Origin of the sequence: Klugiella xanthotipulae (assembly GCF_006716695.1) — a bacterium.
Taxonomy (GTDB): Bacteria; Actinomycetota; Actinomycetes; order Actinomycetales; family Microbacteriaceae; genus Klugiella; species Klugiella xanthotipulae.
The window spans coordinates 822,376-844,345 of sequence record NZ_VFPN01000001.1 but is presented as its reverse complement, the minus strand read 5'-3'; the positions used below and the strand labels follow the sequence as shown (position 1 = coordinate 844,345).

Below are 21,970 nucleotides of genomic sequence, written 5' to 3'. Positions count from 1 at the left end.
GGACTGCCAAATCTAAGCGGAAACATGGATCGAAACTGAACCGCCGATACCGGCCTTATCGAATGCTATTTGGGCTAACTCAGCGACTTCAGGGTCTTTGAAGTACCATTCAAGGAGCCCGCCGGTGCCTTTCATCGTGTCCCACTGCCGCTTCGCTTGAACAGCCATTTCTTTGAGGATCGCGGTTCGCCGTGTGTCGGGGAACCAGGGCTCGGTGATGAAGGAGTAGTTGCCCTTGAACTCCTGATACACCTCGACGGGTGGCGGGTCGCCGCGGTGGGTGAAGTTATCAAACGCGACGGGTTTGCCTGTCTCGGGAGACTCTACGAAGTACTCGATGACTTTTGCGTTGTCGCTGGGTGCGATACCTGATTTGTCGATCTGGTATCCCATCCCAGGCGAGGTGTCTGTCCGGGGGCTTTCATCCCATTTACCTGGCCCGCCGCTACTGTCGCCGAGGACTGGTTGTATCGGGTGTTCACGTCCACCGGGGTTGCTCGTGTCGGGTACGAGGTCGGGACGTTCTGGTTCAGCACCCCAGTCACCGTCATCGTTACCACGGTCGCCACTGCCGTTGCCGTCCCCATCGCTGGGGCCGTCGCCTGAGCCGCTATTGCCTCCCGGCCCGCCATGACCACCAGGGTTACTGTCAGTTGGCCCACCGCTGTCCGGGCTGGGTGGGTCACTGTCAGGCAGCGGACGCGTCCCGTCGTCAGCCCCAGGGCGCTCGGACGGTGCCTGGGGAGCAGTATCCGTCGGATGCGTCCCGCCAGGCTGCCCGGGCGGTGTGTCAGCGGGGCGGTCCACCGGCGCAGGAGTGTCGGGTTCTGTCGGGCGCGCAGGGACCGGGGACTCATAGTGCGGCCCCGGGCCACCTGTCGGGTGCGATGCCACAGGTCCAGGTGTGTGCGGGGCCGCAGGGGCAAGTGACGCCCCTGGCGTCTCGGGGAGGTGCCCAACCGCTACCGGCTCCGCAACGTCCAGACCCGGGGTCTTCCCCGCCACTGGTGCCTCGTCGGGGAAGTCGAACTTGGGCGGGGTGAAGAACTCGGGAAGCTTCCCCGCGAGGTCACCGGTTTTCGTTTCCGCACCGACAATAATCCCGTCAAGCTTTGACCCGATCGTTGTCCCTCTAAGAATTGCAGATAACCCTTTGGGTCCGGGGATGAAGATTGTTGCGACGTTGAAGATTGTTGTCCCGGCAGCCTCGGCCGGGTTGTCGGCCCACTGGTCCCACCCGACCATGCCCTTGGCCATACCAATAGTGTTTTGTGCGGCACCTTTCCACAGGTCTTGGAACCCGCCAGGTATGAGTGCGGGAATGTAGCTTGCGGGTTGTGTCACCAACAGGAGGCTGCCGACGCCCGTGGCGAGGCCTCCCCACGCGTTGCCGTAGGACTCTCCTTGCCACCAGTCCCCGGACTGCGGGTTGTACCCCACCACGAGACCACCGAGGCCGTGGAGCCCGTCACGGGCACCCGTGCCCACACCGTGCCAGACTCCTTCACCGCAGTTACGGCTCTCTTGAACCCGGTGACCCCACGGCAGGTCCACAGTGTTCTCGCCATCCTGCTTCAACTGCCACGCTTTCACCGCCTCGACCCTGTCCACGACAGTGTCACGCTGCGCGTTGATAGTGTTCGCGCACTCCGCTTCAAACGCGGACAGTTTCGCGTACTGATCAGCGACCCGGTCCAGGAGCTTATTGTTGCGGTCGACGTGTTCGGAGGACTCTTTCCAGTCCACTGTGATCTCAATGATGCCCCCGGTGCGCCGCACCGTCTCCCCGGCCGCCTGCAACGCCTTCACCTGTGAGGCGATCGGGTCAACAATGCCACCCTCACCACCTGTGCCGCTCCCACCAGTACTGCCGCCACCGTCGGGGACACGCCACTCGTACTTCTTCGTTTCTGACGGGATTACCCACACACCGTTGTCTATCTCGGTCCGAAAGCTTTCCGCATCCGTCCGGATGGTTTCAAACTCTTTCTTCAACGTCGCAATGTTTGTCGCGTAGTCATACAACGCGGACGCGACCTTATCGAGCTTCCCCGCGAGAGTATTCGTACTGCGAACCGCGGGCCGCATCGCCCCATACATAACATCCGCGGACGGTGCGACAAACACGGCAGGGAGAACCTGCCAATTCGTTTCGACGTCTGTGGCATCCGTGCGGATGTTCTTCGCCGTGGAGGAGAGAGTATCCGCGGCAGCGTTCACGTTGTCGGGGAGGAGATCTTTCCCCGGGATCTGCGAGGGAATGATGCGACCGTCAGCGGTGGTGTCGGGGTAGAAATCAAGCACCGGCATCCCCCTGGAACACGGTCATATCGCCTGTCTTCGCGGCCTGCTCGGTGCCCGCGATCATGTTCGACGCGATCTCTTCGTTACCCATCTCAATCGCGAGACGCGCTGCTGCCGTTGCGGAGAGTCCAGCGTTGAAACGGTTCATCAGGGCGGTGACACGGGCGTTTTGATCTTCGAGGAACCCCGCGTACGCACCGGCGACGATACCGTCGAACCCGGCACCGGTCTGCAACGGCTCTAACGCGTCATTCACCGTACTCAGATCGGTACCCAGGGTTTGAGCGGCGGTTTGCGTGTTCGTGAGGACCGTGTTCACACCGGGACTATCCAACTGCCAACCGTTCATTCGGGGAGGCCTTTCACTACTGTGACACCATTGGTGAGTTCCGCTAAGGCGTAGGCGACGACGAGACCGCGTGTGATCGCGTCGAACGGGATGTATCCTTCCGTCCAGAATCCGCAGGTGGCCGGAATCGGCGTGGCCGGTTCCAACACGCGGGTGACATCACGGAGGGTATCGACGCGCTTAGCTCGCGCCAGCGTGAGCACCAAGGCGTCGTCCATATCGGAGAACGTCACGGTGCCGCCGTCTGGTGATTCCCGCACGATGAGCGGGGGATTGAACGCCTCTCCCAGTTCGCGCTGTGCCAGGAGGTTGGCCCCGCTGGGGGCGAGAATAACAACGTCAACGGGCATCACACACCACCCGTCTGGTTGATCGTCGCGTCGGGATGTCTGGGGAAGCCGAGGGCGTGGCGCACGTTCTCGTCTCCGAATTCTGTGAGCAGCTCGGCGAGCTGGTCCCACGATCCCGTGCGGGGGTCGGTGAACGGCACGACCAGTGAGGGGATGCGTGGACGTCCCGTACGGATCGCCCTGAAGCGATGCTGCAACTCGTCGATGCGTGCGCCCAGGTCACGCACGGCGCGGGGGCCGATGAGGCCGGCCACGGGATACCCCGGGTCAGTGCTTGTTGCGGTTGTGGTGAGGTCGCTTCTCCCACGGCGGATGCTGAGCGAACCGATGACGGGCATCGTCACGGTGTTTGCGACCTCCACGAGCACCTGGGGCAGGAGAGAAACGCTGCGCGGGGAGGAATCGGCCCGGCTCAGGGCGGTAATTCCGGTGAGGGATTCCTCGATGCCCTTGTCCGTTCGGCGGATGAGCGAGGTCGCGTGGAACGGGATGTGGCCCTGGCCGGTGATGACGTAGCGGGATTCGCCTGGCATCCGGGATCGGGCGGCGGCAGTGTAGAGGTCTCGATCCCACGCCACGAGTGCCGGCTCATGTGACCCCCACTGGCCGGGGAGTTTGCCGGTGAACGCGCGACTTAGGCACTCCGCTGCCTCGCCCAGGCGAGTATCGATGGTGGCATTGTGGTGCACCGTCAAGCCAAAAAGCACCTGCACCTCAAACCCCGAGTCGGCCGCAGGAGTAGCGAACGCCTTCTGCGGTAGATCGGCGGAGTGGTTTCCGGCGGGGGAGAGGTCGCTGATGCGGGCGATGCGCTCACCCGTGCGGGTGTCGATGAAGCCGGTGGGGGTGCGGAGAACCCAGAGTGCGCGGCTCAGCTCCAGGAAGTACGTCGCGGGGTACGTGAGGCGTGCATCCGGCGCGGTAATAATCACCGGCGTCAGATTGCGCCGGGCCGTGTATCCGAGGAAGTCGGCGAGGCCCTCGCTGAGGAATACTAAGTGGCTGCGAGATTCCGTGCAGGCAAAAGCGCCCTCGACATGGTCGAGGAGCGGATGAGCGGGGGGCGTCACCGGTGAGGGTCCTGGGACGCTGTCGCTAGCCGATGTTCGCGACGGCCGACTTCGCCTTCGCGATGGCGGCCTGCGCGGACTCGTCGGACTGCTCCAGGCTCTTCTTGATCGTGTTGATGATCTCTTTTACCCCGGCAGCGGCGTTTTTCCAGCGCAGCTCCTTTGCGGCGTAGTCGTCGCTGACGCCGTCGGCCTGGTAGTCAGCCATCGCGTTGCGGACATCCTGATCGCGCTGATCAATGAGTGCCTCCAGGCGGGCGGCCGTTTGGAGGAAGTTGTCCTGAGCGGACTGGGAGGCTGAGATGTCGTAATCGCGGCGGTCGGTCTGGTTAGCCATTAATACTCCAAAGATGAGAGGCGCACAGCCGACACCTCAACGGTGCGGCACGGCGTAAAGGTGAGAAGAAATTACTTGGAAGAACTGAATCGGGCGGCGTCATACGCGGCCCCGGCATCCGTCGCACGGGTTTGCTCGGCCATTTCCTGCTCGCCCTCCTGGAACGAACGATCCATGCTGGAAATACCGCCCAGGACCCCGGCGAGAGCGGCGTTCAGCTCAGCCGCGATCTGGTCAGTTTGGCCCTTGAACCGGTCAAACGCTGCCCGGGCAGAACCGTTGAAACGGCCCTCCAACGGCTCGGCAGACTGCGCGAGCTGCTTCACGAGAGCCCTGAGATCCTCCGAAGACGACGATGTCTTCTTGGTGAGTTGGCCGAGAACATCAGCACCCATAGCAAATTTCATGCGGAACCTTTCGGGGGGAGGTTAATAACAGTGGTCACACTATCTCTGAAATCGTCGTCAATGCAACATGGGGGTATGGTTGTACGGTTATCAGTCGGCGAATGGTAGGGGACCGCGGCATGACGCTACCGAGCACCATTGCTCCTGCCTGCCCAACGTGCGGCACTCCCGCCACGGGTGCCACTGTGCACTGTCAGCGCTGTGGAACGCCCCTCGTCACCGTGTCCCGGGCGCTGCCATCTCTGCACCGCGGTGTGCCGTTGGGAGGCTTTTTCGAGGGCGTTGTTCCTGCGCCGCTGTCGCTCGTGTTGGGCGGCGTGGTGCTTGACTGTCTCATCGCTATTTCCCTGATCGCGGGCATCATATTCAGCTTTGTCTTTAGTGTTCCGGTTCTCGTTCTGGTGCTCTTTCTCGTGACAGTAGGCCTGCTCCTGTGTCAGGTCTATGTTTTCGTGACTCGTGGTCGCAGTATCGGGTGGGCGATTGTCGGAATTCGAGGAGTTTCCCGCGCGACAGCGTCGCCGGTAGGGTGGCACGGGCTGGGGGAGCTGTCCGATCTTTATGTCGCCAATCTGCGACGGGGACGAGACCCGATTCGGCCGCGCCAAACACAGGGTGTTGCGTTCCCCGCGGCTTTTATACCGGCCCCTGTCGGCCACACCGCCCCTGTCGGCCACACCGCCCCAGCGGCACCGGTGCCGCCGGTGCCGGGAGCCGATCCGCGCCGGGGAAACCCAGACGTGCACCCATCAGCCGGGGCTCCTCCGCACCCAGAAGTCACAGTTATCCCCGCTCACGCCGGATACCCTGCGATGCAGGAACAACCCGTCGCGCCTGTCCCACTCGCCCCGGCTCAACTCCCGATAGAGCCCCGTCTATCGGCACCGACACCTCGTGCCGAGGGGACGGTCCTCCCCGAAATAGAAATCCCCACTTCCGGAGACTCAGGAGTGTCCTCCCTGGCCCAGATGATGGGTGCGGGGGCCGGGTTCGAAAAAACGGTAGCCGATACCCCACGCCGTCCCCGTGGCTCAGAGCGCAACATCGCTCAACCCCCTGAACACACGCAGCCCCCGACCGGCCATGCGCCTTCACCTGTCATGAACGAGCACCGTGCGCAGCCCCAGCCGGAGACGGACCCGCGTGCGGAAGACATCGCCCGGGCGGAAGCGCGAGTGCGGAACCTCACGGACGGTCCGCGTCTGGACAACGGTATCCGAGGCTCGCTGTTCGACATTATGGGTGCGACCCCGTCTCAGGCCGGGCCGAGGCTCGGCACCGTGCAACTCGTGATTGATGGAGCAGCAAAACACACCCTCGGCGCATGGACCGTCGTCGGGCGAAACCCGACCGCCCGGCGGGAGAGCGAAACCATCATCGCGGTGACGGACCTGGCACGGAAAATGTCAAACAACCACTTCGCGATCGAGCACGACCCACGAGACGGTTTCTTCATCCGAGACCTGGGATCCACCAACGGCACCGCCCTGCATACCCCGGCTGGTGTCACCCTGCAGCTGGAGCCCGAGGTGCGGATGCCGTTGCCGATCGGCGCGCAGATTCTGGTCGAAAGCCACGTGATGACGGTTGTCGTCCGTAAAGTCGGAACACCAGACTCGAGGAGCGCGCATGGGTAAATACGATGACCAGGCCCTGCTGGAAGCCGTCAAAACACACCGGGAGCGTCTGCGCGGGGCGTTCCTCTTCGGCTCTCTGGGCTCCAGACGTGTGGCGTCGACACTGGCAAACAGGATGTTTGTCAGCGTCATCCTTGCGGCGGTGGCCTGCGCGGTGTGTGCGGGGGTGTCGTTTGTGACGACCACGCTGCAGGCGCAAAAGGACGAAAAAGACCAGGTAACGACGACAACCGTGCCCGCGGAACCCACCCCGGCCGTGACGAACCCCGCCGAGAACCCCGCGCCAGTCCCGGCACCGGCTGCGCCTGTGGCCCCGGACCCGAACAGTGTGAACGAAGAGGAGGGTGGTGTTCAGTGACCACGTTTACCCGGATTACCGTGATCGGTAGCAGTCACAAAGCAACCCTCGTCATCCCGGATGATGACCCGCTTGGCCTGCTCGTCCCCGACATTGCCGAACTCCTCCACGAACCCGCCGAGAACCTCGCTAGGCCTCTCACCCTGGTGAGCAGCCTGGGCGAGGAAGTTGAACGCACGGCAACGGCCGAGGAACAAGGTATCGCCGACGGCACCGTGCTGCGCTTGGTGCGGTTGGAGGATGCGCCGGCGCCTCCGGAGGTCACCGACGTCACGGATTTTGTCGCCGAGTCCCTTGACCACAGCACCGCCCGCTGGAGCGCTGCGCACCGCGAGGTCGCCGGTGGGCTCGGTCTCGGGGTGTTCGCCTGTGTGGCGCTGCTCAACCTGCACGGCCTGGGACAGGTGATGGGCGCGGTTCTCTTCGTCCTGGGCGTCGGTGGTGCGGTGATTGCCGGGAAGCTCGGTAAGCGCTGGGTGACCACAGCACTTACCGCCCTCGCGGTGGGGACTGCCCTGTCTGTCACCGGCGGGATTGCTGACATTCTGGGCGTGCCTCTCTCCCCTGTCATTGCCCTCGCGGTTGTGTGGCTCGTCGTCTGGGTGGCCCTGGCCCTGGGCCTCGGGTATGGGGTGGGGCGGTCGCACCGGGCCGCACTTGCCGGTGCCGGCGTCGGCATCCTGATTGGGGTGGCCACGATCCTCACCGTGACGGCCGGGGCTCCTGTGACCGGCACATGCGCGGTCATTGCGGTTCTCTGCACGGTGCTGCTGGGTGCGGCACCCGTTGTCGCGATGAATGTCGCCCAGCTCACGAGCCTGGATGATCGGGTGATTGCCGGTGAACTACCGGAACGCAGCCGCGTTGAGACGGCGGTGGAGCGCGCCTACCTGGTGCTGACCTGGGCCGTGTATGCCGTGAGCATCCCGGCGGCAGCCGCCGGCATCTGGCTGCTGGCTTCGGGGGAGCTGTGGCCAAGCATCCTCGGGGCGGCCCTCATCCTGGTGCTCATGCTCCGCACCCGAGTCGTGCCCTTGGCAGTACAGGTGTGGCCCCTCTGGGTCGCGGCGGTCATTGGCGGTATCGCCGGTGTCGCGATGCGTTCTGATGTTGACCTGGTCGTCGTTGTGGCAGGGGCCGCGGGTGCCGTCGTTCTGGTCGCAGTGTTGATGGGGGTTCAGCCCGCTGCGCATGTGCGCGCCCGACTGCGCCGCCTCGGTGACCTTCTCGAAGGCGTCTGTGTGCTCGTGATGGTTCCGGCTGTGATGGGCTGTTTTGGGATTTTCGAGATGATGCTGAGCACCTTCTCATGACGCATCTTCTGCCCGGTGCCACCTGGCAGCGTGACCTGATCGAACGCGCCGACAGAATCGCCACCCCGACGCCCACCGGTCGACGCGTGTCGTTCTTCTCGCTCGTGCCACATTCGGGGGTATCGACGGTGACCACCCTCGCCGCTCGCCTCCTGACGAGTCGCCGGCCGGGCCGTGTGCTGCAGGTGGAGACCGGAGGGACGACGGGCTTTCTGCAACCGGGTGTGCGCCGATCTGGCATGACAGTTCCAGACACCTCTGAGGCGTCAGGTGGTCTCGCACAGGAGGTCCTAGACCGGCTGAAGTACCGGGCCGGAACCTGGATGACCGACCTCCCCGCCCTCGCGCAACACGTTGCCCTCACACCGGGTGGTCTGCCTCCGGGGCAGCGTGCCGGGGTTCGTGAGTGGTACGCCCACGTCGCCCCGATGACCCGTTTCTTTGACGTGGCCGCCACAGACTGGGGAACCCGGAGCAACACTACGGAGTGCTTGGAGATCGTCGCCACGGGACACCACACGTGCCTGATTTCGCCGTTTGACCGGGCTGTGGCGGAGGACAGCATCGCGTTTGCATATCACCTGCGCGCGACGACAGGGCAGCCGGTCAGGGTGGCCTTCGTGGATGCCGCGGGTACCCGGTCCACGTGGCCCGGCATCGTCGCCCCCACGCTGCCGTTCCCCGCTGTGGTTTTCGCCTACGACCCGGGATTGTCCCGCACGGTGAAAACCACGCGGCTGCGGGCATCCACTATCAACGCGGTGATGACGCTGGCTGCGGCCCTCATGGCACCCGATCGATCTGGAAAGGATGCCCGTTGAGCTCACGCATCATCCACCGACCCGCCCGCATCACCACCCCGGTGACCGCGCCAGAACCCACCGAACTTGCGCCCCCGCCCCAGCTCGGGGACGCCCCCGTTGGCGGCATCCCGTTGCAGTCTCTTCTTCCGGTTGTGGGGTCGCTGTCGTCCATCACCATGATTGTGGTGCTGCGGGCGAACCCCATCATGGTTGTTATCGGGGCCATGATCCTGGTCGTAGCGCTGGTGGGTGGTGTGGGGATGGCCCTGTCACAAAAGGGCAATGCCACCAGGCAGCGTAAGCGCAGCCGGGAACGCTACCTCGACTACCTGGAGAAACTCCGCGCGACGCTGCGGGGCGAACGCGATGCCGCTCGTGCCCGGGCTGAGCAGCTCGACCCGGAACCTGTGGCTCTGACGGACATTATTCGCAACCCGGAGCGGGTGTGGGAGCGGCGGCGTAGGGACGCCGATTACCTTCGGGTGAGGGTGGGGACCGGTGTGGTTGCGTGGTTTGGGGTGGAGGCCCCGGTAGATCCGAACCCGGTACAGCCATTTGACCCGATCATGGTGACCGAGGCCACCCAGCTGAGCGATAACTATTCGGCCGTGCCCGGGATGCCCGTTACCGTCGCGCTGAAGGACGCCGACCGGGTGTCCATCGTGGGCTCCCCGGCCGAGGTGTATGAAACGGCGCGGGCGTTGGTCGTGCAGTTGGCCACGCTGCACTCGCCCGACGACGTGCAGCTGGGGTTTGTGTATCCGCCTGGCAACGCCGCCCACTGGTACGGAGTTGACCTGCTGCCGCACACTCTCTGCGCGGACCTGTGGGACGGCCCGGTTCCGGCCCGCCGTGTGGCCCCCTCCACTCAGGCCCTCTACGGCGTTATCGGCGGGGAACTGATGGATCGTGCTGGCCGGGCGCACGCCCGTGCTCGCAGCACCGGCGGTACCCACTCCGAATCCGCGCTCATCGTGTTTGTCGATGACACCGGCCGGGTTGCTAGCCCGATCCCGATTCCGGAGGGTATCCAGGATTTTTCCCAGTTGGGCATTACCTTTGTCCACCTGGTGACCGATCGTGTGCACGAACCCACCGAGGTTCACGTGCGTATCGTCCACCACAACGGCACCCTCAGCATCCGGGACACCCGCACCGACATTAACACCCACGAGGTGGCTCCTGACCCGGTTGGCCCGGACCTTTTTGCCGGGATTGCCGGGATGCTCGCGCCGCTGCGCCTGTCCGTGTCGTCGCGAGAGGAGGGGGAGGAGGCCCGCGATATTGATGTCACCGAGTTGCTGGGTATCGGGTCTATCGCACAGGTGAGCCCGGCGGGGTGGACCGCTCGTTCGCCGCGCGATTTTCTTCGTGTTCCCGTGGGGCTGGATGACCTGGGTCGGCCCGTGCATATTGATGTGAAGGAGTCGGCTCAGTCGGGGATGGGGCCGCACGGTATCTGTATCGGTGCGACCGGTTCGGGAAAGTCGGAGTTTCTTCGCACCCTGATTTTGGGCCTCGCGCTGACCCATTCACCGGAGGATCTGGCAATGATTCTGGTGGATTACAAGGGTGGCGCGGCGTTCAGCCCGTTCCAGGGTCTGCCACATATCGCTGGCCTCATCGACAACCTCGCCGACGACGCGCAGCTCACCGAGCGCGCCCGGGCCTCCATCGCCGGTGAGGTGGTCCGCCGCCAGCAACAGCTGAAGGATGCCGGGTCAATGGCCTCCATCACCCAGTACCGGGAGGCCCGCTGCCTCAACCCCGATCTGCCACCGATGCCGCACCTGTTTGTGGTCATTGATGAGTTTGGTGAACTCCTCACGGCGGAACCCGAATTTATCGACCTGCTGCTCACGATCGGGCGCATTGGGCGATCTATTGGTGTGCACATGCTGCTCTCCAGCCAGCGCATCGAGGGCGGCAAACTGCGTGGCCTTGACACCTACCTGTCGTATCGTTTGGGGCTGAGAACGTTCTCTGAGCAGGAATCCTCCGTGGTGCTCAATACTCCGGATGCGTTCCATCTGCCTGCAATTCCCGGCTTTGGGTATTTGAAGGTGGATACGAGTATCTACACCCGGTTCAAAGCCGGGTACGTATCCGGTCCGGTGCCCACCGATAGCAGGGAACCCGTCGAAGAGTCGGAACGATTTGGCGTGCTCGTGCAGCCACCGTTTAATACCATCGCGACGACCGTCGACGGCAGCGATATTCCCGCAGAGGATGTTGTGGTCGCCCGTCCCAACACCGGCCCGTCACTCATCGACGAAACCGTTGCCCGGCTGCGGCCCGGCACAACCGTAACAGCGCCGGTGTGGTTGCCGCCGCTCCCGGATCGGCTGGCACTGTTCCAGGTCATCAACAACCCGCACCGGGCACCGCTCTCGATCCCCCTGGGGCTCATCGATAATCCCTCGCAGCAGACACAGGACCCGTGGGAGGTTGACCTGGGCGGCAACGGCGGCCACTTCGCCATTATTGGTGCGCCGCAGAGCGGCCGCTCCACATTCTTACGCACGTTCGCAGCCGCGACAGCCACAGTGAACACTCCGCGGCAGGTCACGATGTATGGCATGGACCTGACCGGAAACGGGCTTGCGCGTCTTGACGGGTTCCCCCACGTTGGCGGTGTGGCCACCCGCAATAACCGCGAGCAACTCGTGCGCCTGCTGGAAGAAATTGGCGGGATGGTGGCGCAACGCGAGGCCATCTTCCGTGAGCACCGGATCGAGTCGCTGGCGCAGTTTCGGAGCAAACACGAAGCCGGGCAATTGCCGCGAATCATCTCGCCGGATGTCATCCTCCTGATCGACGGGTATGGGATGGTCCGCACCGACTTTGAAGAGCTTGAAGCGCCCCTCACTGACCTGCTGACTCGTGGCGGATCCTTTGGCATCCACCTCGTGCTCGGGCTCACGAGGTGGAACGAACTCAAAATGAACCTTCAGCCGCTCATCGGGAACAAGTTTGAGCTGCGCCTGAACGACCCGACGGAGTCTGTCATTGCCCGGAAACTGGCCGAAACGATCCGCTCCACACAGCCCGGCCGCGTGATTACCGAAGACAAGCTTTTTGCGCAGGTGGCGTTGCCGGTGATTGATGATGTTGATGACGAGAGCATCGGGGATGCCCTGAGCGAGCTGGCGAAGCAATCTGCAGCGTCCTGGGCTGGCCCGGGAGCCTCACCTATTCGGTTGCTTCCCGAGGATCTTGACCCGGCGACCCTGCCGGACATCTTTGACGAACCGGATGCTGTGCCCATTGGTCTGCGGCAAGACACCATGGAGCCCGCGCTTCTTGATCTGGGTGGCCGTGACCAGCACCTCCTGGTGCTCGGGGATACCGAATCGGGCAAGACCACACTGCTCAGGCACGTCATGAACGGCCTGATCGAACGGCATACCCCGGACGAGCTGGTCATCGCGCTCATGGATCCCCGCGGGGACCTCGCCCGGGCCTGCCCGGACGAGTATCTGGGTGGGCACGCCAACAACTCCATCAAGGCAAAGGAGCTGGGGGCCTCGCTTGCGCAGGAGTTGGAGAAGAGGCAGAACGGGGAGAGCTCGGCGGCGTTACGGATCGTGGTGATGGTTGACGACTACGACATTCTCGCGCCGGGCGGGGCGAACCCGCTGGAGTATCTGCTGCCGTATCTGCCGTCATCGCGCGATTTGGGGTTGAATGTGTTGCTGACGCGGCCGGTGGCCGGGGCGGCCCGGGCGCTGTATGAGAACACCATTCAGACGCTGAAGGATACTGGGGCGACCGGGATCATTCTGGCGGGTGAGCGGTCGGAGGGGGCGCTGTGGCCGGGGGTGCATGCGGCGCAGGCACCGCCGGGGCGGGCGAAGTTGGTGCGGCGCGGGCAACCGACACGACTCATCCAAATCGCTAACGCAACAGTGTCATCTCCTGGCCCTGGCGGGTAACGCTCACCCTCTGGATGCTGTGTTTTCTCCCGCGGCTGCTCGTGGATTGAGAGGTCTAATCGGGTTGTCGTATGAGCGAGTGGACTGGTTCAGGTTGTCCTTATAGCTTGGTCCCACACGAGGGAAGGGCAGGCATGAGTAAGAGTCCGATAGTGTTCTGGGACTTTGATGACATCCTGAACTTTTCCGCATCCAAAAATGCGTATCGTAGAAACCCGGACACGATGGGGTACCTCAGGACAACGAGCATTTACAGTGATGATCTCGACCGGTCGTTTACCGTGATGTACAGCGCAGAACTTGTCAACAAGCTACGGGTGCTGAAGCAGGAAACCGGCTTCCAGTGGTGGTGGCTGACCACCTGGACGAAGAGCACACGGGCGCTCGATGAGGCTCTAGCGGTTTCCTCTGACCGAACCATCGACTGGGACTGATTTGGCCTGGGTTTGTTCCCATCGAGGTCGAAGCGGCCGGGAGCATCTATCAGCGCATGATCGTTGCCTATCGCGAACTCGACAAGACGCTCGGGAAGCAGCCCATGCAGGCGGTGATCGATTCCGTCACCACGGGGGTCCTCGGCCATCGTCGAGATTCGCAGACTCCGCTGGACGCCGAAACAGTGCGCCGCCGGCATCCTCGTGTTCTTCGACCGCCCCGGCGCATCGAGCGGGCTCACCGAGGCGATCGCTGACCTCCCCGGGCAAAGTGGCCGCTCAGTGGGTCTTCGGCTGTGCTTCGATTCGGGTGGATACTGGGTTTGCCCGCTCAGGCGGCGTGCAACTGCGTGATGTGGTGCATCTCCCGCACGTCGCTGATCGCTGAGAAGAACCCAGATGCCTCCGGCAATGAGGGCATTTCACGAGCTGCGCGCTGGGCAGCCTCAGGAGAGGCCCACACGATCATCTCGAGGAACGAGCCATCTTCAAAGCGGCCAAGGAAAGCGCTTATGAAGTCAGGTCCGTATTTCTTGCGCAGCACGGAGACCAGGCTGTCGCGGGAGGCAACAAGCGCCGTCTCATCGCTGGCCTCGAAACGGGCGTACTCAATAGTTGAACTCACAAAAATTTCCTCTCTAGTAACGTTTTTTTCATAAAATGCGTTAGTAACATATCACGGTTTTTGGGACCTCATTGCGTTACTATGGAGACATGATGCGCGAACTAGCAGAGATGGCATGGATCGGCAAAGACGACGTTTTTGACCTATCCAATACCGTCACGCTCGGCGGCTCGCCCGATGGGAGCGGCGATATCGACTTCTTCACCGATGTCGGACTAACCGCGACCTGGCGCATTCGCACCCAAGCCCGCGATCTCGCGACGCTCCGGCTCGATACCTTAATCGCGCTGCGTAGTCTGGTTCGCGCGGCGCTCGACGCCGCAGACCGAGAAATTCGGCTCCCGAAGCCCGTGCGTGAAAGCCTCAATAACCTGTCGGTGGGTGCACCTGTGGTGCTGACTCTCGATGCCCACGGTCATCTCGTCACGACAGACACGGCAGCCGACGCGCAAGGGCGTATTGCCCGAAAGGTGCTGCAACTGTTCGTGCAGTCACAGGCAAGCGTTGTTGTGAGACGTTGCTTAGCCCCAAGTTGTGGCATGTTCTTCCAGCCCCGCCGTACTGACCAGGCGTGGTGCACCACTCGCTGCGGCACCCGGGCCCGGGCTGCACGCTACCGAGAGGCCAGAGCTGCCACTACATAGGCAAAGAACTGTTTCGAAGACCAAACTTTGCTTCCAGTGGTCGGTAAAGCAGTTAGTGAGCCATCGTGTGACGGTCCGCGAGACGAATTGGCGAGGGGGCCTCGCGCTCATAGGTGGCGGTAGACCTGCGGCAGCCTCACCATACCCGCCGACATGAGCATCCGCTACGCGTACGCGGAGGTGGAGTTCGATCGGGCAACCCGCCGTTGCGGAGGGGTCGGCCCGGAGCCCGCTCGCAGGAATCGCTGCGATACTGGTCGGTGGGGCATCCGCATCGCCTCGTTGCCGAGCTGCCCGGGAGCCAGCGCGGCTCCCCGTACCGCACGAGTGGATTAGGATCGTTCTGTGCTGTTGTGTCTATCTGCAAGTCACAAGAATGCTGACTTCGAGATTCTCGAAACCCTGTCGGGTGGTGTCAGCGGCTTGTCGCGTCGCGTTTCCGACGAGATGTCTTTCATTGGGGGCATTGTTACGGTGGCCACGTGCAACCGGGTCGAGGTCTACGTCGATGTGGACGAACCCGTCACCGCCGCCGAGGCCGTTACCTACGAGGGCGTTGTTGAGCGCATCGCGATTGAGGCCGGTATCGACGTGGCCCGGGTGCGCGATGCCTTCGATACCTACTCCGATATGGATGTCGCCGAGCACCTTTTCCGCGTGTCGAGCGGCCTGGAGTCGCTCGCGATGGGCGAGGACGAGATCGCGGGCCAGGTGCGCCGCGCGCTCGAGACGGCGCGCGCGGAGGGGACCACCAGCGCCGATTTGGAACGGCTTTTTCAGCGGGCATCCCAGACCTCGCGCGGTATTAAGAGTGTCGCCGGGGTGGGGGAGGCCCAGCGCTCGCTGGCCCGCCTTGCGTTGGAGATGGTGGAGAGCCGCGTGGTTGATTGGCGTGCCGTGCGGGTGCTGCTCGTGGGCACCGGTTCCTACGCCCGGGTGACCCTGGCCGCCCTCAAGGAGCGCGGGGTCAACGACATCGCCGTGTACTCGGCCTCGGGCCGCGCGCACGAGTTTGCGCTGAAGCGCGACCTGGAGGCCATCGCCCACGACGGCTACGCCTCAGCCGTGGCCTCCGCCGATCTCGTGATCTGCTGCACCACCGGTGATGGCTTCGTGCTCAACGCGGACACGGTACGGCAGGGTCGCCGCCGCGTGGGCGGACATGCGCCCCTCTTCGGTGCGTCGGTGGACGAGTGCCCGGTGAGCGCCGCGCCGGTTGAGGTCGCGAGTTCCGAGCAGATCATCGTGGACCTCGGATTGCCGCGCAACGTGAACCCCGATGTTACGACCGTCTCCGGGGTCGAACTGCTTGACCTCGAAACCATCCGACTGCACACGCCCATCACCGCCCTGCAGGCCTCACAGAAGGCCGAAGACCTGGTGAGCCGGGCCGTCAAGAAGTTCTCCCGCGTGAGTGAGGAGCAGAATCTCGCCCCCGCGATGGTGGCGCTGCGCGAGTATTTCCTCGACCGCGCCGATGACGAGATTGAGCGGATGCGCACCCGCGGTGACCACTCCAAAGAAACCGAGCACGCCCTCCGCCACCTGGTCAGCGTGCTGCTGCACGAGCCCATGGTGCGCGCCCGCGAACTCGCCCGTCAGGGCGAAGGCGAACGCTACAACGATGCGCTCAACGCGCTCTTTGGCCTCGTGGTCTCCGCGCCGGTTGCGGCCGAAACGTACCCGCAGGCGGAGAACGCTGGATGACCCAGCCCCGACCCGCCCTCGGTCTCCTGCTGGATGTGGATGGTCCGTTGGCGAGCCCGATAACCCGCACTATCAACATCCCCGAGATTGCCTTCCTCCTGGTGGAACTCGCCCACTCTGGTGTGCCCGTCGTTTTCAACACGGGCCGCTCGGACGCGTTTCTGCGTGAGGTGGTGCTGCCGCCCCTCCTCCGGGCGGGGCTGCGCGACGACGTGCGACTGTACGGTGTGTGCGAGAAGGGTGCGGTGTGGTTTCGGATGTCCACCGCGGGTGTCACCGACCTCACCCTTGACCCCGAGACGCGCGTGCCGGCCGGGCTCGCGGAGTGGGCTGAGCGCCTGGTCGCTGAACGCTTCTCGGACAGTGTGTTTTTCGACCCGACCAAGCGCGCCATGGTGTCCGTGGAGCAGCGCACCGATGTGGCCTCCGCCGCCTACCTGGAGGTGCAACCCGAGCTTGACGCCGCCGTCTACGACTGGTTCGTGTCGAACGGTCACGGCGTGGTCTGGGGGGACATCCGCACGCCGGACGCTCACGGTCGCACCGCGTACCGCATCGACCCCACCATCATCTCGACCGATGTGGAGAGCGCGCTGTTGGGCAAAGACCGGGGTGCGCAGCGCGCGTTTGAACTGATCGAGGCCGATGGTGAGCCGCCGCTCCTGTGGCGCACGATGGGCGACTCGCGCACCGACTACGCGATGGCCGACTGGTTGCACGAGCGCGGCTACGAGGTGGAGCACGCGGATGTGCGCCCCGCGGATGGTCTACTCGCCAAGCCCTACCCGGTGTGTGTCGCCGGGGATCTCATTCACGACGATGCTGGCGTAGTGTTCCTGCGCGAGTGGCTGGAGCTGGTAAACCCATGAGCGTAAACTCCCTCGAATTGACGGCCCGTACAATGCTTTTTACCCGGCCCATTGCGGGTCTGGATGACTTTGTGGAGCATCCCGACGACGCCCTCGTCGATGTGGTGGAGCAGCCCGAGAGGGCGGCGGCCGTGTGGCGGGAGCGCCGCGCCGCGCTGCCCGGGTGGAGCGATGGGGCCCTGCTGCTGGGATACAACGCCCGCCCGCTGATTGACCTGACCATGTGGGATGCCGTGTGGCCGCTCTGGTCGTACCTCATCACGGTCGTGGAGGAGTACCTCGATAACGGCCGCGGCGAGTGCAGTTTTCCGCACCAGGCGGTTGACGTTGCGCTCTTTGACCGCGGGGGTGAGACGTTTATCCTGATCGGCGATCGACAGCTGGATGTTCACCGCGACAGTTTCATTGATCAGCTGCTCGCCGCCGCCCACGACTTCTTCGAGTGGGTTGCGGAGTGCACGGACGACGACCCCTCCGAAGAACTCACCCAGATCGCCGATCTCCAGCAGCGCCGCAGCGCCGAGTAGCGTCCCCCGGTCCCCCTGCCCCCGCCGCGCCCTGCGTCCTGCGCCCACCCCCGCGCTACGGGTGACTTTTCCTCACAGATCGACGTTTATTTCGTCGATCTGTGAGGTTTTCTCACCCTGGGTGCGGGTGCGGGTGCGGGTGCGGGTGCGGGTGCGGGTGGGTGCCGCCGCGCATCCCGAAACGCCCGGGTAGGATTCGCGGTGCACTTTCAGGGATTATGGCGTATGGTTGTCTAGGTCGGCTCTGGACACCGCGTTTAATGTGCGGATGGGTTTGTAAGTCTGGTGGGCCGGTTTTATTCGCAATACCGCGGATAAATCACACGATGTGAACGGTCCCGGTCAATTCAGCCCGGGTAAGAGAGTTTCGCAGCTTTTGAGTGCTGCGCTGTGACTCACGCGATTCATGCACGAGTACAACCCGGAAAGTATCATGCCCAAAAACACCAAAAAGGGCGGCTTCAAAGCTGCCAAAAACTACGTCCCGAAGGATGGCCGCACTGGCGGTTCACACCCCGGCAGCCGCAGCGCCGGACACCGCGGTTTCACGGCTGGCGGCGAGGGGGTCAAGAAGGCCCGGTGGACCACCGAGGACCGTGACGCTCGTCGTGAGCGCACGGACCGCTTCCCCCGCGACGAGTCGCGCGGTGAGCGTCCCAACCGTCCGGCCTATGGCCGTGACGACAACCGCGGTGGCAACCCGCGTGGCGGCTTCGCCCGCGATGATCGACCGGCCCGCCCCGAGCGCGGCGGTTACGGCGCGAGCCGCGGCAAAGACTTTACCCCCCGTGAGCGCACGGACCGCTTCGACCGTTCGGATCGCCCCACGGGTGGGTACAACCGCGACGAGCGCGGACCCCGCACCGGTGGCTACAACCGCGATGATCGCGGACCCCGCACCGGTGGGTACAACCGTGACGACCGTGGGGCTCGCCCCGAGCGGTTCAACGGCTTCAACCGTGACGGGGCCCGTCCCGAGCGCGATGGCTACAACCGTGACGACCGCGGACCCCGTACCGGTGGCTACAACCGTGACGGCGGACGTCCCGACGCTGCTCGCGCCGACCGTAGCGCACCCCGCACCGAAAACCGCGGGGAGAGCACCGGTCGTCGTTACTTTGACGATCGTGGTTCCGAGCGCAACTTCCGCGACTACTCAGACCGCGCCGAGCGTCCCGCCCGCACGGGTGGTTACAACCGTGACGACCGCGGGGCCCGCCCCGAGCGGTCCACGGGTTTCACCCGCGACGACCGCGGTGCTCGCCCCGAGCGTGGCGGCTACAACCGTGACGACCGCGGCCCCCGCACGGGCGGCTACAACCGTGATGACCGCGGTGCCCGCCCCGCACGCAGCTTCGACCGCGATGACCGCGGCGCACGCGGTGGTTCTGACTCAAAGTTTTACCCGAACCGCGACGAGAAGCCCCGCTTCACACCCGAGGAGGACGTTGTCCTTGAGCGCCTAGAGGCGCAGTCCACCCTGGCCGCCGACGTCGAGGGCGTCAGCTGGCAGGATCTGGGCCTGGGCGACAACATCGCCCGTGCGCTGGGTGAGCTGGGCGCACCGAGCCCGTTCCCGATTCAGGCCGCGACCATCCCGGATGTTATCGCCGGCCGCGACGTGCTGGGCCGCGGTCGTACCGGTTCCGGCAAGACCATCGCGTTTGGTGCTCCCCTCGTGGAGAAGCTGATGGAAAACGGCGGTGGCAAGAAGCGCGAGTTGGGCCGTAAGCCCCGCGCGCTGATCCTCGCCCCCACCCGCGAGTTGGCCCTCCAGATTGACCGCACGGTGCAGCCCATTGCGCGTTCAGTGGGCCTCTTCACCACGCAGATCTACGGTGGCGTGCCCCAGGGTCGCCAGGTGGGCGCGCTACAGCGCGGCGTTGACATCATCGTCGGCACCCCCGGCCGGATCGAGGACCTGATTGAGCAGCGCCGGTTGGACCTCTCCGAGGTCACCATCACGGTGCTCGATGAGGCCGACCACATGTGCGACCTGGGCTTCCTGGAGCCGGTACAGCGCATCCTCAACCGTACCCAGCAGGGCGGCCAGAAGTTGCTCTTCTCGGCAACCCTCGACAAGGGCGTTGCGATGCTCGTTGACGAGTTCCTGGTGGACCCGTCGGTGCGCGAGGTGGCCGGTGAAGACCAGGCCTCCGGCACGATTGACCACCGCGTCCTGCTCGTTGATCGCAACGACAAGGACCTGATCATCGAGCAGCTCGCCGACCGCGAGGGCAAGACGCTGATCTTCTCCCGCACCCGGGCCTACGCCGAGCGGATGGCCGACCAGCTGGAGGACGCCGGTATCCCCGCCGTCAGTCTGCACGGAGACCTCAATCAGGCGCGCCGCACGCGCAACCTGGAGAAGCTCACCAAGGGCCGCGTGAACGTGCTGGTGGCCACGGATGTTGCCGCCCGCGGCATCCACGTTGACGACATTGACCTGGTGATTCAGGCTGATCCGCCGGACGAGTACAAGACGTACATGCACCGCTCGGGTCGTACGGGACGTGCCGGTCGCACCGGAACCGTCCTGACGATCATCCCGCGCAGCCGCCAGCGCCGCACCAAGGAGCTGCTGGACCGCGCCGAGATCACCGCGGACTTCACGCCGTTCTTCCCGGGCGACACGCTCTAGGACGCGTCCGGCTTACGCCAGAAAACCACAGGACCCCTCTCCGCCCGGCGGAGAGGGGTCCTGTGGTGTGTCGAGACGGGGCCTAAACCCCCGTGCTCATGCCGATCAGGGCAGCAAATGCACCAAAAAATAAGATGGACATGAGCAGGTTGAATACCAGGCAGACGATGCCGAGAACGATGCCGGTTGTGGCCATTCCCCGACCGGCTGGTTCCCGGCTCCGACCGATGATCCCAAAGATGATCGCCGCCACGGGCACGAGGAAGGTGAAACCGAAGACAAAGGAGGCGATGCCCAGGATCATTGCGGTGATGCTCAGCCCCTTGGGCTGGGGCGCGGGGAAGGTCGCGGTGACGTACGTGGTGGTGGGCTGGCCGTAGCCGGGCTGCTGTGGATACTGCTGCGGGTAGGGCTGTAGGTAGTGCTGCGGGGGAGCAGGGGGTTGAACGTTGGGGTCCACGGGAGGTCCTTTGGAATCGGGTAGAGGCGGGAATTCCGGCACGCATCCCCGAGCCGGTCGATGAGGGTGTCCATCTTATCGATGGGGACAGCACCGTATGCCCGATGTGACCGGTGTCGGGAGCGGTCAGGCTACAGAATTCTTTGCACAATACTCTTCGTGCAGGGCAGACGTGACATTAGCGGTCGGACCTGCACTCCGAGTGCACCGGGTAACAGAAAAAGCGGTGGTCAGTACCCGTAACTGTTGAGCGACGTGAGGCCGATGATCAGCACAATAAGGTACAACCCCCAGATGATCAGGAACAGGCCACCCAGGCACATGCCAATGATGGACATGACCTTTCCGCTCGGCTCCTTGCGCAGAGCGATGCTGCCGAAGATGATGGCCCCAATTGGGATGAGCAGGATAGAGCCGAGGATGATGGATACGCAGCCTAGGATGAGCGCGGTGATGCTGAGCCCCTTGGGCTGCGGGGGCTGCTGGCCATAGTAGACCGGCGTAGTTCCGTAGGCTTGGTTGGGGTAGGCACCCTGGCCGGGGGCGGCCCCGTAGCCAGGCGTGCCGTAGGGCTGGCTGTAGCCGGGCTGTTCGGGCTGGCTGTATGCGGGTGTCGCAGTCGCGGCACCGTAGGGTGACGACGGGGCTGGCTGGCTGTAGGCCGGTGGCGCACTGGGCTGGCTGTAGGGTGTCGGGTCGGTGGGCGGTTGTCCGTATGCGGGGGCCGGCTCGGCGGCTGCGGCACCGTAGGGCGACGGGGCACCGTAGGGCTGGGGCGTGGTCGGTCCGTATGCGGGTGCGGGCGCGTCGTAGGGCTGCTGCTGCGACGGTTGTTGCACGTTGTAGGGCTGCTGCGGGGCTCCGTAGGGCTGCTGCGCACCGTAAGGGTGCTCAACAGGTGCCGGAGCCGAGCCGTAGGCGGGGGCCGGGTGGGCATCCGCGGGCGGCGGTGAGGCCGGTGACGGTGAGCCGTAGCTGGGGGCCTCGGGGCTGGTCGGGTAGATGAAGTCACCGGGCTGCTCGTAGCTGCCGGGCTCGTCGGCAGGCGGCTGGCCGCTATCTGACGGGGAGTCTCCTCCGGTGGGTGGGTTGCGTGGCGCGTCAGTCATGGCCGTTCCTTCATCGAGTGTTGTGATAGTCCCCGGATGGGCGTCACCGTTCCCGTGACACGGTGGAGACATCATCCGGGGCCATTGTACC

At 64.3% G+C, this 21,970-nt stretch carries 21 protein-coding genes; 11 read left to right on the top strand and 10 right to left on the bottom strand.

The window, feature by feature from the left end; translation table 11 throughout:
• Positions 1 to 12: 12 nt before the first annotated feature.
• The 6 genes from FB466_RS03835 to FB466_RS03810 all read right to left on the bottom strand — a co-directional run bounded on the left by FB466_RS03835 (position 13) and on the right by FB466_RS03810 (position 4,817).
• Positions 13 to 2,304, bottom strand: coding sequence for a hypothetical protein (locus FB466_RS03835; RefSeq protein ID WP_141915991.1), 2,292 nt, complete (start codon positions 2,302 to 2,304; stop codon positions 13 to 15).
• Positions 2,297 to 2,653, bottom strand: coding sequence for a DUF6507 family protein (locus FB466_RS03830; RefSeq protein WP_141915990.1), 357 nt, complete (start codon positions 2,651 to 2,653; stop codon positions 2,297 to 2,299). The genes FB466_RS03835 and FB466_RS03830 overlap by 8 nt, the downstream gene beginning before the upstream one ends.
• On the bottom strand, positions 2,650 to 3,003 hold the full coding sequence (locus FB466_RS03825; RefSeq protein WP_141915988.1) for a hypothetical protein: 354 nt from the start codon (positions 3,001 to 3,003) through the stop codon (positions 2,650 to 2,652). The genes FB466_RS03830 and FB466_RS03825 overlap by 4 nt, the downstream gene beginning before the upstream one ends.
• Positions 3,003 to 4,073: a DUF6177 family protein gene (locus FB466_RS03820; protein ID WP_141915986.1), complete on the bottom strand. Its 1,071-nt coding sequence runs from the start codon at positions 4,071 to 4,073 to the stop codon at positions 3,003 to 3,005. Before FB466_RS03820 ends, FB466_RS03825 begins: the two co-directional genes overlap by 1 nt.
• 25 nt (positions 4,074 to 4,098) lie before the next feature.
• Positions 4,099 to 4,410, bottom strand: coding sequence for a pore-forming ESAT-6 family protein (locus FB466_RS03815; protein ID WP_141915984.1), 312 nt, complete (start codon positions 4,408 to 4,410; stop codon positions 4,099 to 4,101).
• Between the two features lie 71 nt (positions 4,411 to 4,481).
• Positions 4,482 to 4,817, bottom strand: coding sequence for a WXG100 family type VII secretion target (locus FB466_RS03810; protein ID WP_141915982.1), 336 nt, complete (start codon positions 4,815 to 4,817; stop codon positions 4,482 to 4,484).
• 1,100 nt (positions 4,818 to 5,917) lie between these two features.
• Between FB466_RS03810 and FB466_RS13405 the strand changes: the two genes are divergently transcribed.
• From FB466_RS13405 to FB466_RS03785, 6 genes are all read left to right on the top strand, one after another.
• Entirely contained in the window at positions 5,918 to 6,454 is a 537-nt protein-coding gene (locus tag FB466_RS13405) for an FHA domain-containing protein (RefSeq protein WP_170206010.1), read from the top strand.
• Positions 6,447 to 6,812, top strand: a complete 366-nt coding sequence (locus FB466_RS13400) for a hypothetical protein (RefSeq protein WP_170206009.1) — start codon at positions 6,447 to 6,449, stop codon at positions 6,810 to 6,812. Before FB466_RS13405 ends, FB466_RS13400 begins: the two co-directional genes overlap by 8 nt.
• Positions 6,809 to 8,125 (top strand): EsaB/YukD family protein, encoded by a 1,317-nt coding sequence (locus FB466_RS03800; RefSeq protein ID WP_170206008.1) that lies wholly within the window; start codon positions 6,809 to 6,811, stop codon positions 8,123 to 8,125. Before FB466_RS13400 ends, FB466_RS03800 begins: the two co-directional genes overlap by 4 nt.
• Entirely contained in the window at positions 8,122 to 8,946 is an 825-nt protein-coding gene (locus tag FB466_RS03795) for a hypothetical protein (RefSeq protein WP_141915976.1), read from the top strand. Before FB466_RS03800 ends, FB466_RS03795 begins: the two co-directional genes overlap by 4 nt.
• Positions 8,943 to 12,863 (top strand): type VII secretion protein EccCa, encoded by a 3,921-nt coding sequence (gene eccCa / locus FB466_RS03790; protein WP_141915974.1) that lies wholly within the window; start codon positions 8,943 to 8,945, stop codon positions 12,861 to 12,863. Before FB466_RS03795 ends, eccCa begins: the two co-directional genes overlap by 4 nt.
• Positions 12,864 to 12,997: 134 nt before the next feature.
• Positions 12,998 to 13,297 carry a hypothetical protein gene (locus tag FB466_RS03785; RefSeq protein WP_141915973.1) on the top strand — a complete coding sequence of 100 codons (300 nt, stop codon included), beginning with the start codon at positions 12,998 to 13,000 and terminating at the stop codon, positions 13,295 to 13,297.
• Between the two features lie 331 nt (positions 13,298 to 13,628).
• Here the strand turns inward: FB466_RS03785 and FB466_RS03780 are convergent, their stop codons facing one another.
• Entirely contained in the window at positions 13,629 to 13,922 is a 294-nt protein-coding gene (locus FB466_RS03780) for a hypothetical protein (protein ID WP_141915970.1), read from the bottom strand.
• A gap of 89 nt (positions 13,923 to 14,011) precedes the next feature.
• Here FB466_RS03780 and FB466_RS03775 point away from each other — a divergent pair, with 89 nt between their 5' ends.
• The 4 genes from FB466_RS03775 (at position 14,012) to FB466_RS03760 (ending at position 17,669) form a co-directional block, all read left to right on the top strand.
• A complete protein-coding gene (locus tag FB466_RS03775; protein ID WP_141915968.1) occupies positions 14,012 to 14,566 on the top strand; it encodes a CGNR zinc finger domain-containing protein in 555 nt (184 codons plus the stop codon).
• Positions 14,567 to 14,911: 345 nt separating this feature from the next.
• Positions 14,912 to 16,273 (top strand): glutamyl-tRNA reductase, encoded by a 1,362-nt coding sequence (locus FB466_RS03770; RefSeq protein WP_141915966.1) that lies wholly within the window; start codon positions 14,912 to 14,914, stop codon positions 16,271 to 16,273.
• Positions 16,270 to 17,142: a hypothetical protein gene (locus FB466_RS03765; RefSeq protein ID WP_141915964.1), complete on the top strand. Its 873-nt coding sequence runs from the start codon at positions 16,270 to 16,272 to the stop codon at positions 17,140 to 17,142. Before FB466_RS03770 ends, FB466_RS03765 begins: the two co-directional genes overlap by 4 nt.
• On the top strand, positions 17,139 to 17,669 hold the full coding sequence (locus tag FB466_RS03760) for a hypothetical protein (protein WP_141915962.1): 531 nt from the start codon (positions 17,139 to 17,141) through the stop codon (positions 17,667 to 17,669). The genes FB466_RS03765 and FB466_RS03760 overlap by 4 nt, the downstream gene beginning before the upstream one ends.
• Positions 17,670 to 17,741: 72 nt before the next feature.
• Here the strand turns inward: FB466_RS03760 and FB466_RS13860 are convergent, their stop codons facing one another.
• Positions 17,742 to 17,876, bottom strand: coding sequence for a hypothetical protein (locus FB466_RS13860; protein WP_281285151.1), 135 nt, complete (start codon positions 17,874 to 17,876; stop codon positions 17,742 to 17,744).
• A gap of 226 nt (positions 17,877 to 18,102) precedes the next feature.
• Here FB466_RS13860 and FB466_RS03755 point away from each other — a divergent pair, with 226 nt between their 5' ends.
• Positions 18,103 to 20,310, top strand: a complete 2,208-nt coding sequence (locus FB466_RS03755) for a DEAD/DEAH box helicase (protein ID WP_141915960.1) — start codon at positions 18,103 to 18,105, stop codon at positions 20,308 to 20,310.
• An 82-nt stretch (positions 20,311 to 20,392) separates the two neighbouring features.
• Here the strand turns inward: FB466_RS03755 and FB466_RS03750 are convergent, their stop codons facing one another.
• Both FB466_RS03750 and FB466_RS03745 read right to left on the bottom strand, forming a co-directional pair.
• The gene (locus FB466_RS03750) at positions 20,393 to 20,770 is read right to left on the bottom strand and encodes a DUF4190 domain-containing protein (protein ID WP_141915958.1); all 378 of its coding nucleotides are present in this window, start codon (positions 20,768 to 20,770) and stop codon (positions 20,393 to 20,395) included.
• Positions 20,771 to 21,000: 230 nt separating this feature from the next.
• Positions 21,001 to 21,879 (bottom strand): DUF4190 domain-containing protein, encoded by an 879-nt coding sequence (locus FB466_RS03745; RefSeq protein ID WP_141915956.1) that lies wholly within the window; start codon positions 21,877 to 21,879, stop codon positions 21,001 to 21,003.
• Positions 21,880 to 21,970 lie beyond the last annotated feature (91 nt).